We start from the raw sequence: 15130 nt of genomic DNA, 5'->3' as shown, positions 1-15130 counted from the left end.
ATTAACTATTAACAGCAAAATTCCTGACAGGATTCAGGCTAACCTGTTGAAATAAAACAAACCTGTCCTTTTGGACAGAGGCTTGGTTCTGTCTTTTTTTATTAAAATGCTGCGCTATACTGGCGGCAACAATGTGTCGCGAGTGTAACGATGAAACAACAGGTTAACTTGGCTGCGGATGATCCGCAGCGGCTGAGCTTCGGCAATATCCCACCAGTTGTCAGCTATGAGGACCTTCCCACGGGGATCAGGTCGGTCTACTCGCAACACTTCAAGCGGCTGCTGGATATCGTGGTGGTGGTGATGATGATCCCCATCATCTTGCCGATCATGCTGATCCTTGTGGCGATCGTCGCGATGGACGGCGGCTCGCCCTTTTATTCGCAACTGCGCATCGGACGTTCGGGCCGCAGCTTTCGCCTGTGGAAGCTGCGCAGCATGGTCCATGACGCCGATGCCCAGCTTGCGGCCTATCTGCAAGCAAATCCCGCCGCGCGCCGCGAATGGGACCTGACGCAAAAGCTGAAGAAAGACCCGCGGATCACGCGCTTTGGCCGCTTTCTGCGCAAATCCTCGCTGGATGAGCTGCCGCAGCTTTTCAACGTGCTGATCGGCGACATGAGCCTTGTCGGCCCGCGTCCCATGCTGCTTGAGCAGGCCCAGCTTTATCCCGGCGCCGATTACTATCACCTGCGTCCGGGCGTGACCGGGCTGTGGCAGATTTCGGACCGCAACGACAGCACCTTTGCCGCGCGCGCGAATTTCGATGCCCGCTATGCCGCCGAACTCAGCCTGCGCGAGGATGCCCGCATCATCGTGCAGACCGTCGGCGTGGTGCTGCGGGGGACCGGCTACTGAGACCGGCGCCCAGCCCCCATCGGGATATATCCGGCGTGGCCGGCACCTTCCCATGAAGCGGTGTCTTCCTCATCCTCGGCGGCGGTGAAGCGGCGCCATGCCAGCAGCAGCACGATTGCGCTGCCGGTCAGGGAATACACCAGGACCGAAAGAAGGAAGGACAGGCCCAGAAGATGCGCCAGCAACAGGGTCGCCAGGAATGCGCCGATGGCCGCAGTGAAAAGGGTTCCGAACAGTTGAGTTCTCCTTCCCAAAAAGTTTTTCCGTGTATCCGGTGAACGCTGTCGTCAGGACCGGGATAGCGGATAAAAGTTAACCTATCGTTAAAGTCCATGATCTGGACGGGCCGGAAAAGAAACTTGTTAAAACTGTAGTCGATACTGGCCCAAAATCGCGCAAGCCAGGATATGATCGGCAAACAACTGCCTAAGATCACGAATACGACAGACGGAACACACGCTCAAGTAGATTAATGTTTGCCCAATGAAGATCGGTTATCTCGTCAACACCTACCCGCGCCCCTCGCACAGCTTCATCCGGCGCGAGATCGCGGCGCTTGAGCGAATCGGGGTCTCGGTCCACCGTTTCGCCATGCGCGGCGATGCGCAGGCCCTGCGCGATCCCGCCGATCTGGCCGAGCAGCAGGTGACCGAGCGTATCCTGGAACAGGGCGCACGGCGGCTGTTGCAGGGCCTGCTTCGCCACCCCTCGCGCCGCATGGCGCAGGCATTGCGGCTGGCCCGGCAGCGCGCCGCGGCTGGCGAATCGTCGCTGGCCCGCCAGATCGTCTACCTTGCCGAAGGCGCCGCCGTGGCACAGCGGGCCAATGCGCTTGGCCTGTCCCATATCCACGCCCATTTCGGCACCAATTCAACCCGTGTCGCCGCCTATTCGCATCTGCTGGGCGGTCCCCGCTTCAGCTTTACCATCCACGGCCCCGAGGAATTCGACCGCCCCGAGGCGCTTGACCTTGGCGGCAAGCTTGCGCTTTCGGCCTTTGCGGTGACGGTCAGCAGCTTCGGGCGCTCGCAACTGTCGCGTTGGGCCGATCCCGCCGATTGGAACCGGATCGAGGTCGTCCATTGCGGGATCGAGCCTGAACGCTGGTCCGATCCCGCCCCCATGCCCCCCGGTCCGCAATTGCGGATGGTCGCCATCGGGCGCTTTGCCGAACAGAAGGGTTTCGGCCTGCTTATCAAGGCCTTCGCCGCCGCGCATCGCGCCAATCCGGCGCTGCACCTGTCGCTGGTGGGCGACGGACCGCTGCGGGGGCAGATCGAATCGGTGATCGCACGGGAATCCATGCAAGGCGCCGTCGACCTGCTGGGCTGGCAGGACGAAAACGGGGTCAGGGCGGCGCTGGATGCCTCGCACCTGCTGGTCGTGCCCAGCTTTGCCGAGGGCCTGCCGGTGGTCATCATGGAGGCGATGGCCAGCGCCCGCCCCTGCCTTGCGACCTATATCGCAGGCATCCCCGAACTTGTCCGTCCGGGCACCGAGGGCTGGCTGGTCCCCGCCGGCAGCGCGCGGGCGCTGGCGCAGGAAATGGGCCGAATCGCCACGCTGCCGCGCGACCGGCTTGCGCAGATGGGACAGGCCGCGCGGGCGCGGGTGCTGGCCCGGCACGACGTCAACCGCTCGGCCCGGATGCTGGCGGATCTGTTCGCGCGCGAAAGCTGATCACCAGCAGATGGCCCGCCGCCACCCCCCACCGCCCTGACAGGAAGGCCCCGCAGGCCAGCCGCGCGCGCATCCGCCCCGGCCCCAGCACCACCGCCGCCTGCGGGAAGTCCAGGAACCGCCCGGTTTCGGGATATTGGCTTTTATAGATCGCCTCTTTCATCGAAAAGGGCAGCAAACCGCCGTGACCATCGACCCCCGGTCCCAGCCGGAAGGGCCGCATCTGCGCGGAGAGATCGCGGGGAAGATCGGCATCCAGCATCTCGATATCGACACCCGGAGCAAGCCGGGTATCGCGGCTGGCGACCGCGATGCAAAGCGCGCGGCTATGGGACAGGCTGGCCCGGATACCGTCGGGCAGAACCGGCGCGCGATCCGCGGCGGCGGGGATCGGGGTCGCTTCCGGCAGTGCCAGCCCCGCCGCGGCGATCGCCTGCCGCAGCGCCATGCGCCCGATGGCGAACTCGTGCCGGCGCCGGGGAATGGCGTTGGCGACGCAGGCGGCCTCGGCGGGCAACAGGGGCCGGGCCGGTCCCGCAAGCGGCAGGACCGCGCAGACAAGCCCCGGCGGCAGCAGAGCCCGCGCCAAGGCCGCCAGTTCCCCCGCCGCGCTCAAGCGTTGCGACGCAACTGCGCGCGCAAGGCCCGCCGCCGCGCCATCATGTCATCGACCGGGCCAGCCGCAGCAGCGACAGCGGCAGGCGCGGGCGGTGCCGCAACAGGGGTGGGCTGCGGCGCGACCGGCTGAACGGCGGGCGCCGGTTGCGGGGTCGCGGGACTGGCAGGCGCGGATTGCCCGGCTGGCGCGATCCTGGCGACATGCTTGCAGAAGGCATCGAAGACCGGGAAACGGAAGATATCCGTTACCCCAAGCCGCGCCAGCCCAAGCTTGTCGCGCAGCGTCCGGTGCAACTGGATCGCCAGCAGCGAATGCCCGCCGAGCGCAAAGAAATTGTCGCGCGGCCCGATCTGCGGCACACCAAGCGTTTCCGCCCATATGCCATGCAGCGCCTGCGACAGATCCGGCCCCTGATCGGGCGTCGCCGGCAGGTTGGCAGGCTGCGCCACCGGCGCAGGCATCGCGACGGGCGGGGCCAGCGGGGCGGGGGCCAAAGCCGCGACACCGCCCGGCGGCGGCAGTTGCTTGCGGTCGATCTTGCGGTTGGGCGTCAGCGGCATCCGGTCCAGCGCCACGATCCGGCCCGGCACCATATGGGCGGGCAGGCGTTCGGTCAGGGCATCGCGCATCCGGGTTTCCTCGGGCGGCTCGCCGGTGACATAGGCGACAAGGCGGCGGTCGCCGGGCGTATCCTCGCGCACGATGGCGACGGCTTCGCGGATGCCGGGCAGGGCGGCCAGCGCGGTCTCGATCTCGCCCAATTCGATGCGGAAACCGCGCAGCTTGATCTGGTGATCGGCACGGCCGATGTAGTTCAGCAGCCCGTCGGCCCGCCATTCGACCAGATCGCCGGTGCGATACATCCGCGCCCCGCCGGGGGCGGCGCGTTCGGGCTGGACGAAGGGGTCGGGACGAAAGGCGGCCTCGGTCAGGTCGTCGCGCCGCCAATAGCCGCGCGTGACGCCGTGGCCGCCGATCCAAAGTTCGCCCTGCCCGTCGGGGGGGACGGGGTTGCCGTCGCCGTCCAGCACATAGACCTGCGTATTCGCGATGGGCCGCCCCAGCGTGATCGGCGCATCCCCGGACAGATCGGCGACGGTGGACCAGATCGTGGTTTCCGTCGGGCCATACATGTTCAGGATGCGCGCGTCGGTGGTCTGGCGCAACTCGGCCAGCAGGGGCGCGGGCAGCGCCTCGCCGCCCAGCATGACGCATTTCAGCCGCCCCATCTGCTGCGCGACCAGCGGGTCCGACACCAGAATCCGGCCCATGCTGGGGGTGCATTGCAGATGGGTGACGCCGTGGCGGCGGATCTGCGCGGCGATGGAATAATCGCCGTCATCCTCGGCCCCCCGGTTCACCTCGGCCCGCAATTGCGCCAGCAGCGGAAAACCCGCCACGACCTGCGCGGGCGCAATGCCATAGTCGATCAGGCAGGCGATCTCGCCCACGCCGATGCGTTTCAACTGCTCGACCCGCGCCAGCCCGTCATCGAGCGAGCCGAACAGCCCCGAATCCTCGAAATAGCGCAGGAAGGCAAATTCGAGGATACCGTCCAACTCATCCTCGGTCAGGCTGCCGAGGTCGATGGCCATCGGGTTCGTCATCCCTTCGGGGCGGCGGAAGGCGGGGAAGTCCCAGGCATATTGCTTGACCAGCGCGGCGGCGCTGCGCAGGTAGTTCTTCATCGGCTCGCGCGCGATTTCGCGGGCGGTTTCCCGGTCCTCGGCCAGGCAGGTGTGCAGCATCAGGGTGACGGTGAAATCCGCCGGGTCGTGGCCCGCCTCGCGCAGGGCCGCATGGTAGTTCCTGATGCGTTCCTCGACCACCTCGATGCTTTGGCCCAGCAGGTGGGTCAGCACGTTCATGCCAAGCCGCCCGGCCTCGCGCCATGTGCCGGGGTTGCCCGCGACGGTCATCCACAGGGGCAGTTCGGGCTGGACCGGGCGGGGCTGGGTCGTCACATCGTGGCTGCCGCCGCCGTGGCGCGGGAAGGGCACGGCCTCGCCCCGCCACAAGCGGCGCAACTGGTCGATGCCCTGAATCATCGCGGGCTTGTTGCCCGGCGGCGTGTTTTCGGGGCGCAGCACGAAATCGTCCGGCTGCCAGCCCGAGGCGACGGCCAGCCCGGCCCGCCCGCCGGTCAGGTTGTCGATCACCGCCCATTCCTCGGCCACCCGCGCGGGGTGGTGCAGCGGCAGCACGCAGGACCCGGCGCGCACGCTGATGTTCTTCGTCACCGCCGCCACCGCGGCCCCGGAAACCGAGGGGTTCGGATAAGGCCCGCCAAAGGCGTGGAAGTGACGCTCCGGCGTCCAGACGGCGACGAAGCCGTTCTCATCCGCGAACCGCGCACCATCCAGCAGCAGCCTGTATTTCTGCGGGCCGGGGCCGTCGTCGTTGCCCCAGTAGAACAGGCTGAACTCCATCCCGCCAGGCACGCCGCGATGGCCGCTGCCGCTGACGGCCAGCCGCGATTCCTCGCCCGCGATGACCAGCTTGATGCCGCGCGCCAGCGTCCAGAAGATTTCCAGCACGGAAATGTCGAAGGACAGGCTGGTCACGGCCAGCCAGGCATCGCCGGGCCGATGCGGGATAAAGGCGTCCATGCCGGCGAAGAAATTGGTGACGTTGCGATGTTCGACCATCACCCCCTTGGGTCGCCCGGTCGAGCCGGAGGTGAAGATCAGATAGGCAAGGTTCGCCCCGGTCGCGCCGGTATCGGGCACCGTCACATCCTGCGCCGGGATCTGCGCGGGGATCGTCACAAGCTGCGCGCCGTGGGGGGGAAGCAGGTCCGCCAGCCCCTCTTGCGCAAGCACGACCGAGGCGCCGGAATCCTCGACATAGATCTGGATGCGGTCGGCGGGATAGTCGGGGTCCAGCGGCACATAGGCCCCGCCCGCCTTCAGGATCGCCAGCGCGCCGATCACCATTTCGGGCGAGCGGCGGGCGAAGATCCCCACCGGCCTGTCCGGCCCGACGCCCAGTTCCACCAACCGCGCCGCCAGCACGTTCGAGGCGCGGTCGAGTTCGGCCCGCGTCACCTGGCGGTTTTCAAACACCAGCGCAATGCCGTCGGGATCGGCGGCCAGCGCGCGGGAAATGACGGCCTGCATCGTCTCGGGCGCGACCGGGGCGACGGTTTCATTGCGGGCATAGAGCAGGTCCTGCCGTTCCTGCGGCGACAGCATGGGAATATCGCGCAGCGCGCTGTCCGCAGGCAGCGCGAACCCGGCGCGGATGGCCTCGGCCACCCGTTCGGCGCGCATGGGCGCGATGCGGGCGGGGTCGTAGTCCAGCCACGCCTGCCCGCCGGACAGCGCGACCCGCAGCGCGGTTGCGTCCGGCGCATCGCCGCCCGACAGGTCGATGCCAAGGTCGGGGCGGGCACGGTCGCGCAACTCGGGCGCGCGGCGCAGAAGGTCCAGCATGAAGCCGCCTCGGTGCGCAATGTCGTGCAACTGCCCCTCCAGCGCGGCCTGCAAAGCGGCAAGGCTGGTTCTCGGCGCGGCAGCGACATTCAGCGGCACCCAATCCGACAGGATGCCCGGCGCGGCATCTGCCCCCTGCGGGCGCAGCGCCAGATCGGTTTCGCTGACGCCCGCAAGGCGCACCAGCACCGCCGCCACTACCGCCAGCGCGGCGGGCGTATCAGCGGGGCCGATCTCGACCCGCCGGCGCGGGGCGGCGGGGTCGGTGACGCCCGGCAGAACCGCCGGTTGCATCGCGGCCAGCCGCTTGCGCCACCACGGGTCATGCGGGGCCGCCGCCATGGCGGTCCGCGTCAGATCGGCGCGTTGATCATCGCTCAGCACCGGCAGCGCACCGCCAAGCCCATCGGTGATCGCCTCGACCGCCAGCCGCACCGCGCCATCGGCGCAGGCGACCGTCACGCTGTCGCCGCCCTTCTGCAACACCTGCCCCGGCTGGCCCGCGCCCTCGGCAAACTCGGCCCGCAGGACGGGCAGGACAGCGCCGCAGGACAGCAGCAGCTTGGGTTCCGCCAGCGGGTTCCAGTAGCCGCCATGATCCAGCCCGCGCACCAGATCCAGGATCCGCCGCACCGGCTGCGCGAAATCCAGGACCGAGGCATTGTCGGGCCGCTTGTCCCGCGCCAGATAGGTCCGCTGCGAAAGGTCCTGCTTCTGGCGGATCGGCGCGCCGTTTTCCAGCATCTGCACGACGTCGGCGAAAGCCTCGGCCCCGCGCGCGAAACAGCGCGCGTTCAGCGTCAGCGCGTTGTCATCCGCCGCGATGGGAAAGTTGCGCTGTGCGAGGATGTCGCCCTCGTCCACGCCGCCCTCGATCATGTGCCAGGTGATGCCGTGATCGCCGGCGCCTTGGATGATCGCCCAGTTCGGCGCGTTCAGCCCGGCCATTCGGGGCAAGGGGCCGTCGTGGAAATTGATCGCGCCAAGACGCCCGCGCGCCAGCACCTCGGGGCGCAGGATCGACAGGTTCGCCACGCTGAACAGCCAGTCCGCCTGCGGCGCATCTGGCGGGGGGGCATCCTGATCCTCGACCCGCAGGCCCGCCTTTTCGGCCCATGCGCGCAGATCGGGGTTGCGCGTGACGATGGCCGCGATGTCATGGCCGCGCGCGATCAGGGTCTCGGCCGCGTGGCGCATCAGGGATTCGTTGCCGATAACGATGGCGGAAAACTGGGTCATGGCTTTACCTTTTCAACATGCTTGGGCCGCGCCTGCGGGCGCAGCGCGTGGCGGGCCAGCCGCCCCATATGGCCCTGCGGCATCTCGGGGTCGCGGCGTTGGATCAGGCAGCGCAGCCGCCACAACCCGCCGCCCGCCAGATGGGCCACGGATGCCAGCAAGGCCCCTGCCCTGCCGTGGTGCTTCTCGAAATAGCGGCGGCGCGAGTCATACCAGTAATCCGGCACGCGGTCCCACCTCTGCATCCCCGTGCTGGCCGAACCGATATGGGCGATCTCGCTTTCCCACACGTAATGGGTTTCCCAACCGGCCTTGGCAGCGCGGCGGCACAGGTCGGTTTCCTCGAAATAGAGAAAGAATCCCTCGTCGAACAGACCCACCTGATCCAGCACATCCATGCGGATCATCATCGACGCGCCCGCCGACCAGTCCACCCGAACCGAGCGATCCGGCTGCGGCAGCGCCACGATCCAGCGCCGCAACAGGCGCGAGACGGGGCCTGTTTTCACCGCCCCCTCGAATTCGCCGAGGATCGAGGGGAAACGGAACGCCGTCTGATGCGGCGCGCCGTCCATGCCGCGAATGCGCGAGCAGGCGATGCCCGTCTGTGGATGGGCGGCCAGATGATCGACCAGCGCCCGGATCGCGCCGGGCTGCGGGATCGCGTCCGAGTTCAGCAGATAGACCAGATCGGCCCGCCGCCCGTCGGGTGTGCCGCGACGGATGCCGAAATTGTTGCCCGCGCCGAAGCCGCCGTTATGGCCCGACCCGACGATGGCCAGCCGGTCGCCGTCCAGCCAGCCGCGCGCCTGCGCCTCGGCCCGCATCCGTTCCAGCGATCCGTCGCCGGAATCGTTATCGACCAGCGTGACGCCGCCCGCGATCCCCTCCATCTCGCGCAGGGCGCCCTCGACGGCCATGATCGACAACTCGGGCGTGCGGAAGTTCAGCACGATGGTGTGCAGGACGGGGGTATGCAGGACGGGGCTATTCATTCCGCAGCCCTTGCCTGTGCATCGCTATTGTCGGCCCCGCGCAGGATGTCGCGCAGGACCGAGGCAAGGCGGCGCACGTTCGGCTCCAGCACCATCGAATCGTGGTCGCCCGGCACCTCGACCACGCGCAGCCCCGGCATCCACGGGGTCCAGCCGTTGTCCTCGAACAGATATTCGCGCCCCGCCGTGACCCATTTCCCGCCCGAGACCTTGAAACGCCGGTCAAGCGGCGGGCGGAACATGGCGACCGGGCCATCCCAAGGGGCCAGCCGGACCTTGGGCAAGGCGCGGTAGAAGGCCGCCTCGATCTCGCGGTCGTGAAAGGCGCTGTCGCTTTCGACCACATTCGCGCGATCCTGCAAAGCCTTGCGGTAATCGCGCTTGGCCCGCAGCCAGTTGCCGACGAAGGCCGGGCCTTGCTCGCGCATTTCCGCCAGGCGGATCAGCAGCCTGTCCTGCCTGCTCAGCGCGGGCCGCATCGGCAGGGGGGTGTCCAGCATGACAAGCTGCGCGACCTCTTCCCCCGCCTCGTGCAACTGCCGCGCCATTTCCAGCGCGATCAGCCCGCCGCCGGAAAAGCCGCCCAGCAGATAGGGGCCATGCGGCTGGACCTGCCGGACCTCGGCCAGATAGTCGCGGGCGGCGTCAGCAAAATCCTCGTGCGGGGGGTCGTCGCCGAACAGGCCCCGCGCCTGAAGCCCGTAGAAGCGGCGGTCCGCGCCAAGGCGCTGCGCAAGCTGGCGCAGGTTCATCACGTTGCCGAACATGCCCGCGACCATGAAGAAGGGCGTCGCCTCGTCCCGCCCGCCCATATCGACGACGAAGCGCCGCGCCGGGGCATCGGCGCTGGAGACCAGCCGCACGGCCTGCGACGCCTCGGCCGCGCCACCGTCGCGGGGACCGATGCGCGCCTCGATCAGCGCGCCAAGCTGGGCGATGGTCGGCGCCTCGAACAGGGTCGAGATGGGCAAATCCAGCCCCATCGCCTTGCGCACGGCGGCAAACATCCTGACCGCGATCAGCGAATGCCCGCCAAGATCGAAGAAGCTGTCCGCCGCGCCGATCTGCGCGATGCCCAGCAGTTCCGACCAGATCCCGGCCAGTTCCGTCTGGATGCCGGGCGCCGGGGCGATGAAGTCGGCGTCAAGGTCGGGCCGCTCGAACCCGCCCTCGGTCGGGGTGACATCCTCGGTCCGGGCGGCCTCGGCCATCAGACCGGGCAGGTCCAGCGAGGACACGAAGACCTGCGCCAGCCCCGTCGCCATCGCGCGTTCCAGCATCGAGGGGCCAAGCGCCGCCGGAATCCCCTGGCTGATGTTGTGATGCAGCCGACGCTCGGCCGGGGTCAGGGGGCGTTCGCCGCCGTGGCGCGGGGCGCCCGCGAAACCGCCTTGCAGGCGGCGGATGGAAAAGCCCTTGATCTCGACCAGCACCTGCCCTTGCGGATCGGTCAGCGTCACGTCGAATTCCGCCATGCCCGAACCCGCCGTATTCGCCCCGGCGTTGCGGATATGGCTGACGACATGGCCGCCAAGCGGGCGGTGGATGGTGATGCGGCCATAGCTCATCGGTGCCCAGAGGTGGTCGGGACGCCAGCCCTCGATCAGTTCCATCGCCCAGCCGGTGGCAATGTCCAAAAGCGCCGGATGCAGAATATAGCCCTGATCCAGATCGGAACGGAAGGCCGCGTCCAGCGCCAGTTCCGCACAACCCTGTGTGCCGTCGATGCGCTGGCGGCGCAGCACCTGCCAGCGCGGGCCAAAGCGCATCTGGCTGTCCTGCGCCGATGGCAGCGCCTTGCCGCCGCCGTCCTGCTGCCATTCGCCAGGCACGGCAAGGGGGAAGCCCGCCGCGCCATCCGCCGGGGCGACAAGGGCAGAGACGTTCGGCGCGCCCTCGGGGTCGTCCAGGATGTCGATGCGCAGCCGCTCGCCCTCGCCCACGACCCGCACGGTGACCAGGGCCACGCCGCCCTCGGCCACCATCACGGGGCGCATGAACTCAAGGTCGTGGATCGCCAGCGGCAGGGGCAGGCCGGATTCCACGGCGGCCTCGGCGATCTGCTCGACCCAGCCGGTTCCGGGCATCAGCGCCTGGCCCTGCGCGGTGCGGTGGCCGCCGATGATCCAGTCGCCGATGCGCAAGAGCTTGCGGAACTGCCGCCCGCCCGGCAAAGGCAGCGCGTCGTCCAGCAGGGGCCGCGCGACGGGCGCCCCTTCGGCCTGCGCCTGCTGGTCCAGACCGGCGGCGCGGGCGGCCATGCCCGCATCGGCCCAGACCCCCCAGTTCACCGCCACCGTGCGCCCGAACCCCTTGGGGGCCGCGCGCGCCACCGCGTTCAGATATTCGTTGGCCGCGACGTAATCGACCTGACCCGCCGCGCCGATGATCGAACTGGTCGAGGAAAACAGCACCGTGGCCTGCGCCGGATGGTCGGCCAGCGCCTCGGCCAGCGCCTGCGTGCCCATCAGCTTGGGCGCCAGCACGTCCCAGGCGTCGTCGTCGGTCTTGGCCGCAATCAGCGCGTCGCGGGTGATCCCGGCGGCATGCAGCACGACATCGACCCCGCCGAAACGCGCGCGCGCCTGATCGACGGCGCGGCGCATGTCCTCGGGGCTGGTGACCTCGGCGCAAATCGGCAGGACCTCGGCCCCAAGCGATTCCAGATCGGTCACGGCGGCGATCACGCGCGGGCTGTCCACGGCGTCGCGGGTGATCAGCGCCAGCTTCGCGCCGCCGCGCCGCGCCAGGTCGCGCGCGATGGTCTGGCCGATGCCCCCGAAGCCGCCGGTGATCAGGCAGACCTGCCCCGGCGCGATCGCAGGCGCATTAAGGTCGGGCAGCGCGACCTGGCGCACCGCCTGTTCCAGCCGCCGCCCGTCGCGCCAGGCGATGGTGGCATCAGTGGCGGGGGCCAGCGATTCCTCGAAAAGCTGCGCGGCAAGGCGGTCCAGCGCGGCATCGGCGCGACGGCCCTGCGGCATGCGGATATCGACCAGCCGCGCGGTCATCCGCGATTCATGGGGCAGCACGCGGACCGGGCCAAGCGCGGTCGCCTTTTCGGGATGGGCGGCGGGTTCGCCCGCGACGCTCAGCGCGTCATTGGTGAAGGCGACCAGATCGGGGGCGGCGTCGGGCAATTCGCTGCCAAGCGCCTGCGCCAGGTGCAGCAGGCTGAAAAAGCCCCGCTCCATCCGCGTGTTGAGCAGGCTTGAACCGGGCCGGATGCGGTCCTGATCCGTGACCGACCACAGATGCAGGATGCGTTCGGGCGCCATGTCCTGCGCGGCAAGGGCGGCCAGCAGCATCTCATACCCCTCGCGGTCGGATTCGGGGGGCAGGGTAAAGCCGCACTCGCCCAGATCGGCAAAGCGGTCGCCGGGCTGGACGGTCGCGACCGGCTGGCCCGCCGCGCGCAGATGCCCGACCAGCCGCTGACCCAGCCCCTCATCATCCAGAAAGACCAGATGGCGGCGGCTGGAATCGGTCACGGGCTGGCCATCCGCCCCGATCTCGACCCCCGAGGCGGCCTGCCGCCACGCCACCCGCCAACCCCAGGCGGCGGGGTCGTCGATGCGCGACAACTCATCCGCGCCCTCGACCATCGCCTGGGGGGTGGCGCGCTCGATGAAATAGCGTTTGCGCTGGAATTGATAGCCCGGCAGCGGCAGGCGGCGGCGCCGGACGCCGCCCCAGATCTGGTCCCAGTCGATCTCGACGCCCGCCGCCCAGACCCGCGCCAGCGCCAGCATGAAATAAACGTCGTCGCCCACCGCATGGTCGCGGTGGCGCAGGGTCGAGACGACCTGATGCGCCCCCACATCCGGGTGCGCCTGCGCCATGACCTTCATCGCGCGGCCCGGCCCGACCTCAAGGAAAACGTGATCGCCCTGACGCGCCAGATGGTCGATGCCGTCGGCGAAGCGCACGGTGCCGCGCAGGTGGCCAACCCAATAATCGGGGTCGGTCGCCTGCGCCTCGGTCAGGGGCAGGCCGGTGCGGTTCGAGATGATCGGGATCTGCGGCGCGTTCAGCGCGATCCGCGCAAGATAGTCGCGGAACCGGCCAAGGATCGGATCCAGCAGCCGCGAATGGGCGGCGATGGCGATGGCGATGCGCTGCACCTCGATCCCGCGCGCGGCCATGCGGGCCGCGAAATCCTCCAGCTTGTCGTTGGGGCCGGACACGACCGAAAGCCCCGGCGCATTGACCGCCGCCAGATCCAGATCACCCAGGTCGCCGGCAAAATCATCGGGGTCCAGTTCGACGCTGACCATGCCGCCCGCAGGCACGCTGTCCATCAACTGCCCACGCAGGTGGACAAGGCCGATGCAGTCCTGAAACGACATCACCCCCGCGATGCAGGCGGCGGTGTTTTCGCCCATCGAATGGCCGATCAGCGCGGCGGGACGCACGCCCCAGCCCATCCACAACTGCGCCAGCGCATATTCAGTGATCATCAGCAAGGGCAGTTGCAGCGAAGGCGTCAGCAACTGCCTGTCCGCCGCCTCGCGATCCGCATCCGCGGGCAGCCAGAGGGCGCGGATGTCCTGCCCGCTCAGCTTCGCCAGATGGGCAAGGCCCCGGTCCATCCAGTCGCGAAAGACCGGCTCGGTCGCGTAAAGGTCGCGCGCCATGCCCGCATATTGCGCACCGCCGCCGGGCAGCATGAAGACCACGCCCGCGCCCTCGCCCACCGGCTGATGGTCGAAGACAAGCTGCGGGTCGGGACTGTCCAGCAGCCGCGCGGCCTGATCGGCGTCGCGGGCCACCAGCACGCGGCGGCGGTCGAAGCGGCGGCGGCCCTGCGTCAACGTCCATGACAGATCGGCCATGTCCACGCCGGGATTGGCCTCAAGCCATTCGGCCAGCGCCGCGCTATTGGCGTCCAGCGCCGCCTTGGTCCGGCCCGAGACGGTGACGATATGGAAGGGCCAGTCCGATTCGGGCAGCGCGGCGGGTGCGGGCGGCTGTTCCAGCACGACATGCGCGTTCGTGCCACCCACACCCAGCGAGTTCACCCCCGCCCGCCGCAGTCCCGGCCAGTCGGTCAGCCGGTCGGCGACCCGGAACGGCCCGCCCGCAAAGTCGATGGCGGGGTTGGGACGCTCATATCCCAGACTGGGCGGGATGCGCCCGTGATGGACGGCCAGCGCGGTCTTGATCAGGCTGGCCCCGCCCGCCGCCGTATCCAGATGGCCGATATTGGTCTTGACCGAGCCGATGTAGCACGGCCCCTTGCGCGCACCGTCCTGCACGCGCGCGAAACCCTGGTTCAGCGCGGCGACCTCGATCGGGTCGCCAAGGGCGGTGCCGGTGCCGTGACATTCGACATAGCCGATGCTGTCCGAACTCACGCCCGACATTGCCAGCGCCTCGGCCACGGCCTGCGCCTGACCTTCGACGCTGGGGGCCAGATAGCCCGCCTTGGCCGCGCCGTCGTTGTTGACCGCGCCGCCCTTGATCACCGCCCAGATATGGTCGCCGTCCGCCAGCGCATCCGACAGCCGCCGCAGCACCACCACCGCCGCGCCGGACCCGAATACCGTGCCCTGCGCGCGATGGTCGAAGGCGTGGCAATGGCCGTCGGGGGAAAGGATCTCGTTTTCCTTGTAGAGATAGCCCAGCCCGTGCGGCATCTCGATGGTGACGCCGCCCGCCAGCGCCATGTCGCAATCGCCCGCCAGCAGCGCCTGGCAGGCCGTATGAATCGCCACCAGCGAGGTCGAACAGGCGGTCTGCACGTTCACGCTTGGCCCGGTCAGGTCAAAGACATGGCTGGCGCGGGTGGACAGGAAATCCTTGTCGTTGCCGGTATGGCGCAGCAGGAAATGCCCCACGCCATCGACCAGATCGCGGTTCGAACAGACGTTCCAGTAGAAATAGCTGCCCATGCCGCAACCGGCCCAGACCCCGATGGGACCGTCGAAGCCTTCGGGCGTATGGGCGGCGTTTTCCAGCGCGTGCCAGCAGGTTTCCAGGAACTTGCGGTGCTGCGGGTCCATGATCGCCGCTTCCTTGGGCGAGAGGCCGAAGAACTCCGCATCGAACCCGTCGTATTCCGCCAGAACCGCCGCCGAGGGGACATAGTTCGGATCGCGCATCCGCGCCCGCGATTCGCCCGCGGCCAGCAGGTCGTCGGGCGACAGGCGGCGGATCGATTCGACGCCCGCGCACAGGTTTTCCCAATATTGCGTGACATCCGCCGCGCCGGGAAGCTGGGCGGCCATGCCCACGATGGCGATATCGGTCGCTTCGGCCTTGGGCAGGTCAAATGTCATAATACGATCCTCGCTAACAAACCG

7 protein-coding genes are annotated in these 15130 nt (G+C 68.6%); 2 read left to right on the top strand and 5 right to left on the bottom strand.

The features are described 5' to 3' along the window. Nucleotides 1–246 precede the first annotated feature (246 nt). Nucleotides 247–858: a sugar transferase gene (locus Q0O97_RS05745; RefSeq protein ID WP_294926138.1), complete on the top strand. Its 612-nt coding sequence runs from the start codon at nucleotides 247–249 to the stop codon at nucleotides 856–858. On the opposite strand, the gene Q0O97_RS05740 is transcribed toward Q0O97_RS05745, so the two are convergent. After that, nucleotides 852–1112, bottom strand: coding sequence for a hypothetical protein (locus tag Q0O97_RS05740; protein ID WP_294926119.1), 261 nt, complete (start codon nucleotides 1110–1112; stop codon nucleotides 852–854). The genes Q0O97_RS05745 and Q0O97_RS05740 overlap by 7 nt on opposite strands. Nucleotides 1113–1341: 229 nt before the next feature. On the opposite strand from Q0O97_RS05740, the gene Q0O97_RS05735 reads away from it, so the two are divergent. Continuing rightward, the gene (locus Q0O97_RS05735) at nucleotides 1342–2538 is read left to right on the top strand and encodes a glycosyltransferase family 4 protein (RefSeq protein ID WP_294926117.1); all 1197 of its coding nucleotides are present in this window, start codon (nucleotides 1342–1344) and stop codon (nucleotides 2536–2538) included. Here the strand turns inward: Q0O97_RS05735 and Q0O97_RS05730 are convergent. Genes Q0O97_RS05730 through Q0O97_RS05715 form a run of 4 tightly spaced genes read right to left on the bottom strand, consistent with a single transcriptional unit; the run spans nucleotide 2489 to nucleotide 15106 of the window. Next, nucleotides 2489–3127, bottom strand: coding sequence for a 4-phosphopantetheinyl transferase (locus tag Q0O97_RS05730; RefSeq protein ID WP_294926115.1), 639 nt, complete (start codon nucleotides 3125–3127; stop codon nucleotides 2489–2491). The genes Q0O97_RS05735 and Q0O97_RS05730 overlap by 50 nt on opposite strands. Nucleotides 3128–3150: 23 nt before the next feature. Further along, entirely contained in the window at nucleotides 3151–7830 is a 4680-nt protein-coding gene (locus Q0O97_RS05725; protein WP_294926112.1) for a MupA/Atu3671 family FMN-dependent luciferase-like monooxygenase, read from the bottom strand. After that, complete coding sequence (locus tag Q0O97_RS05720; protein WP_294926110.1) at nucleotides 7827–8825, bottom strand: glycosyltransferase family 2 protein; 999 nt, start codon at nucleotides 8823–8825, stop codon at nucleotides 7827–7829. Before Q0O97_RS05720 ends, Q0O97_RS05725 begins: the two co-directional genes overlap by 4 nt. Continuing rightward, nucleotides 8822–15106, bottom strand: a complete 6285-nt coding sequence (locus Q0O97_RS05715) for a type I polyketide synthase (protein ID WP_294926108.1) — start codon at nucleotides 15104–15106, stop codon at nucleotides 8822–8824. Before Q0O97_RS05715 ends, Q0O97_RS05720 begins: the two co-directional genes overlap by 4 nt. Nucleotides 15107–15130 lie beyond the last annotated feature (24 nt).

It is taken from the genome of uncultured Paracoccus sp. (assembly GCF_945915435.1).
Classification (GTDB): domain Bacteria; phylum Pseudomonadota; class Alphaproteobacteria; order Rhodobacterales; family Rhodobacteraceae; genus Paracoccus.
Note: the sequence above shows the minus strand (reverse complement) of the source record. Positions and strands in the feature narration are given on the sequence as shown.

Excerpts from the sequence above, each read along its gene's own strand:
- Q0O97_RS05735 (WP_294926117.1), top strand. The coding sequence starts at position 1,342 with ATGAAGATCGGTTATCTCGTCAACACCTACCCGCGCCCCTCGCACAGC.
- Q0O97_RS05725 (WP_294926112.1), bottom strand. The coding sequence starts at position 7,830 with ATGACCCAGTTTTCCGCCATCGTTATCGGCAACGAATCCCTGATGCGC.
- Q0O97_RS05720 (WP_294926110.1), bottom strand. The coding sequence starts at position 8,825 with ATGAATAGCCCCGTCCTGCATACCCCCGTCCTGCACACCATCGTGCTG.
- Q0O97_RS05715 (WP_294926108.1), bottom strand. The coding sequence starts at position 15,106 with ATGACATTTGACCTGCCCAAGGCCGAAGCGACCGATATCGCCATCGTG.